This window comes from uncultured Microbacterium sp., from assembly GCF_963521695.1.
Taxonomy (GTDB): Bacteria; Actinomycetota; Actinomycetes; order Actinomycetales; family Microbacteriaceae; genus Microbacterium.
This window is the reverse complement of sequence record NZ_CAUQWC010000290.1, coordinates 1-3,568: the sequence shown is the minus strand read 5'-3', so window position 1 is coordinate 3,568 and position 3,568 is coordinate 1. Positions and strand designations below refer to the sequence as shown.

The 3,568-nt window shown below is 72.4% G+C and carries 2 protein-coding genes; one reads left to right on the top strand and one right to left on the bottom strand.

Going from position 1 to position 3,568, the window contains the following annotated elements; translation table 11 throughout:
* Window positions 1-651 precede the first annotated feature (651 nt).
* Window positions 652-2,019, top strand: a complete 1,368-nt coding sequence (locus tag RWP81_RS15360) for a glycosyltransferase (RefSeq protein WP_314457560.1) — start codon at window positions 652-654, stop codon at window positions 2,017-2,019.
* 155 nt (window positions 2,020-2,174) lie between these two features.
* On the opposite strand, the gene ligD is transcribed toward RWP81_RS15360, so the two are convergent.
* Complete coding sequence (ligD, locus tag RWP81_RS15355; protein ID WP_314457558.1) at window positions 2,175-3,404, bottom strand: non-homologous end-joining DNA ligase; 1,230 nt, start codon at window positions 3,402-3,404, stop codon at window positions 2,175-2,177.
* Window positions 3,405-3,568 lie beyond the last annotated feature (164 nt).

Here is a 3,568-nt window from a genome sequence, read left to right as displayed (position 1 = left end):
CCCCGCGCGTTCCCGCCCCCCCCCCCCCATTCGCCCCGGGGCCACCCGCCACTCCGCTCTCTGCGAGACGACGGCGCCGTTGCTCTGTGGTCAGCCTGCGCGCGGTATGGCGCGCCTGCGGCGCGCCGGGTCGAGAGCGGGGCCCCTACCCCGATCGACTCAGGAGGGCGTTTCACTTCGCCTCGCGTTCGCGACGGCGTGCACGCTCCGCCTGCCCGGCCAGAGGTATGGGGTCGAGAGCGGGGCCCCTACCCCGATCGACCCGGACGGCGATGCCCCTTCGCCTTTCGGCGTCGGCGGCGCTCTGTCGGGCCGCTGAGGGCATGGGAGCGGGGCCCCTACCCCGATCGACTCAGGAGGGCGTGTCACTTCGCCTCGCGTCCGCGGCGGCGTGCACGCTCCGCCTGCCCGGCCAGAGGTATCAGGTCGGGAGCGGGCCCCTACCCCGATCGACCCGGAGGGCGATGCGCATTCGCCGACCGGTGTTCTTGGCGCTCTCGCTGCGCGGGGGCAGGGAGGTGGGGTTTGGGGCGGGATCGGCGCTTCGGGGCGGGCGAAACGCGCCCCGAACGGCGAAATCCGCCCCGAACCGCGGCGTGCGGCGGAGCGTGGTCGCGGAGTGAGCGGGGGTGCGTGGGAGAAGATGGGGGCGTGAGCGACGCTGAGTTCCCCGACGCCTGGTATCTCATCCTCTCGAGCCGGCTCATCCCCGACCTCGACGGTGGGTACACGATCTCCGCGCTCGCGCGTGCGAGACAGATGGCCGAGGCGGGCGCGCCGCCCCTGCTCCTGACGGTCGACCCCGGAGCCGTCGCCGCTCACGCCGCGCACCGGGCGACCTTCGTCGAGCGGGGGGCCGCATCGGCATCCGAGATCTTCCGCAACCTGTTCGACGAGGCCGTCGCGTCCGCGGGGGGAGCGGCCGACTGGCTGCGTGAAGCGGCCCATGACGGTCACGCGGATCCGTCGCTGGAGTACCGCGACGTCGCGGGCGGGGCGGTCTCGCTTCCCGTCGTCGTCGATCCCGACTGGCATCTCACGCGCGCACCCATCGTCATCCGCGACACCACGGGCGAGACCGTGGGCGTGGTCGACGGCTTCGGGGCGCTGTATCGGGCGTGGCTGTCACGCATCGCGTCGGATCTGCGCGCCGAGAACGCCCGCCCTGTCGTGCTGATCTGCGAATCGCGGCAGCTCGGCGAGCTCCTCGTCGGGTGGGGTGAAGACGACGTGCGCATCCTGCACACCGTGCACACGATCCACCTCGAGCCGCCCTACCGGGCCGATTCCCCCCTCAACAGCCTGTGGTCGCGCTGGTTCGAGATCGCGTCTCGCTTCGACGCGGTGCTCTGGCCGACCGCCCACCAGCGCGACGATGTGCGCGAACGTTTCGGAACCGCCGCGAACGATCTCGTCGTCCCGCACGCCGTCAGCGCACCCGCCACGACGCAACCCGCGGCAGGTCGCGACCCGGGCCGGGTCGTGGTGCTGGGGCGTCTCGCACCCGGCAAGCGACTCGGCCAGGCCGTCCGTGCGTTCGGACGAGTTCGCGCCGACGTTCCCGGGGCCCGACTCGAGCTCTGGGGGGAGGGCGCCCAGCGCGCCGAGCTGGAGGCGTTGGTCGACGAGCTGAGCCTGAGCGAAGTGGTGTCGCTCCCCGGCCTCACGACCGACCCGGGCGCTGTCCTCGACGGTGCGGCGGTCTACCTCACGACCTCGGCGTTCGAGGGGCAGGGGCTGGCGATGGCCGAGGCCCTCGCGCATGGCACGCCGGTCGTCGCCTGGGACATCCGCTACGGCCCGCGCGACATGCTCGCCCGAGGCGGTGGCATCCTGGTTCCCGACGGCGACGAGGACGCCCTCGTGGCCGCGCTGGTCGAGATCCTCACCGACGCCGAAACGCGCGAGCACCTCTCGACCGAGGCCCTCGACGCGGCGGCGGCCCTGAGTCCCGCGCGCGCGATGCAGGCGCTGGCCGCCGCCACCGGTGAGGCCCTGGCTCGACCGCGTCGCTCCTGACCGCGGGGTGCGCCGTGAGCGTGCGGCGGCCCGTACGGCGTCGACCGCGGCGGACGGGTGAGCCGTGAAACGCCGGACAGCGCCCGGGGAGGACCCGGTCGGTATCCAGGTGCGCCGTCCGGCATCGCCCACCTCGTCGGCTCCCTCTCTGCGGGTCAGGAGCCGGAGCGGCCCGCCCAGGGGTCGTAGTCGGCGATCAGATCTTCCTGCGGTGGGCGTTCGGCATCCGGGACGTGCTGCAGATTCACGCGCACGCGGTACCAGAGCGAACTCGAGCCGCGCATGCCGTCGACGAGCACGTCGGCCGGGTGCAGGGCGGCGGTGGCATCCGGATGCCGTTGCTTCCACGTCTCGAGAGCGTCGAGGGCCTCGGGCTTGGTCTTCGTGCGTGCGACCTCGATGAGGGGCATGGTCGAGGTGCGGCGGCCGGATCCGTCGGAGCCGCGTGGAGGCTTCTCGGCGGGGCCGAGCTCCTTCGCCAGAGCCAGGAGGCGGTCGAGGGAGCCGGCGGCGTCGTCGATGCCGGCGTGCGGGTCGCCGATGGAGCGGAAGCGCTCGGGCACGGTGAGCACGGTGAACTCCTCCGGACGACGGTCGCGCACTTCGTCCCACGAGAGCGGAGTCGACACCCGGGCATCGGGGAGCGCACGGATCGAGTAGGCCGAGGCGACGGTGCGGTCCTTCGCGTTCTGGTTGAAGTCGACGAAGACGCTCTCGCCGCGCTCCTCCTTCCACCACCGGGCCGTCGCGAGTCCCGGCGCGCGGTTCTCGACCTCGCGGGCGAGGGTCTCGGCCGCCAGGCGCACGTCGGTGTAGTCCCATTCGGGGCGGATACGCACCAGGATGTGGAGCCCGCGAGACCCGGAGGTCTTCGGCCAGCCGACGAGACCGTGATCCTCGAGCACCTCGCGCGCGATGAACGCGACATCGACGATCTGCGCCCAATCGACGCCGGGCATCGGGTCGAGGTCGACCCGCAACTCATCAGGGTGGTCGAGGTCTTCGGCGCGCACGGGGTGCGGGTTGAGGTCGAGGCAGCCGAGGTTGACGACCCAGGCCAGGCCCGCGGCATCCCGAATCACCGTCTCTTCGGCGGAGGTGCCGGAGGCGTAACGCAAGGTCGCGGTGTCGATGAACGCCGGGTGGTTGTCGGGAACGCGCTTCTGGAAGAACGGCTCCTGATCGAGGCCCTTGGAGAAGCGCTTCAGGACCATCGGTCGCCCACCCGCCCCGCGGAGCGCCCCCTCGGCGACGGAGAGGTAGTACCGCACGAGGTCGAGCTTGGTCAGGCCCGGCTCGGGGAAGACGACACGATCGGGGCTGGTGACGCGCACCTCGTGGCCGTCGACGTCGAGGATCTCGGGGGGAGTCTTCGCGGGGCTCATGTCGCGAGGCTAGCGCCGTGGCATCCGGTGTCGCGCACCCCTTGCGGTGGGTGGGCTTCCCGGGGGTGGGTGTCCAGGACGCGCCGTCGTGATGGGCCGCCGTGTGCGCTGTCGAGTGTCCAGGACACGCCGTCGCGCGGGCGGCAGTGCGGAGTGTTGTGGAC

What these genes read in the sequence shown, in the direction of transcription:
- ligD (WP_314457558.1), bottom strand. Translation starts at nt 3,404, where the DNA reads ATGAGCCCCGCGAAGACTCCCCCCGAGATCCTCGACGTCGACGGCCAC.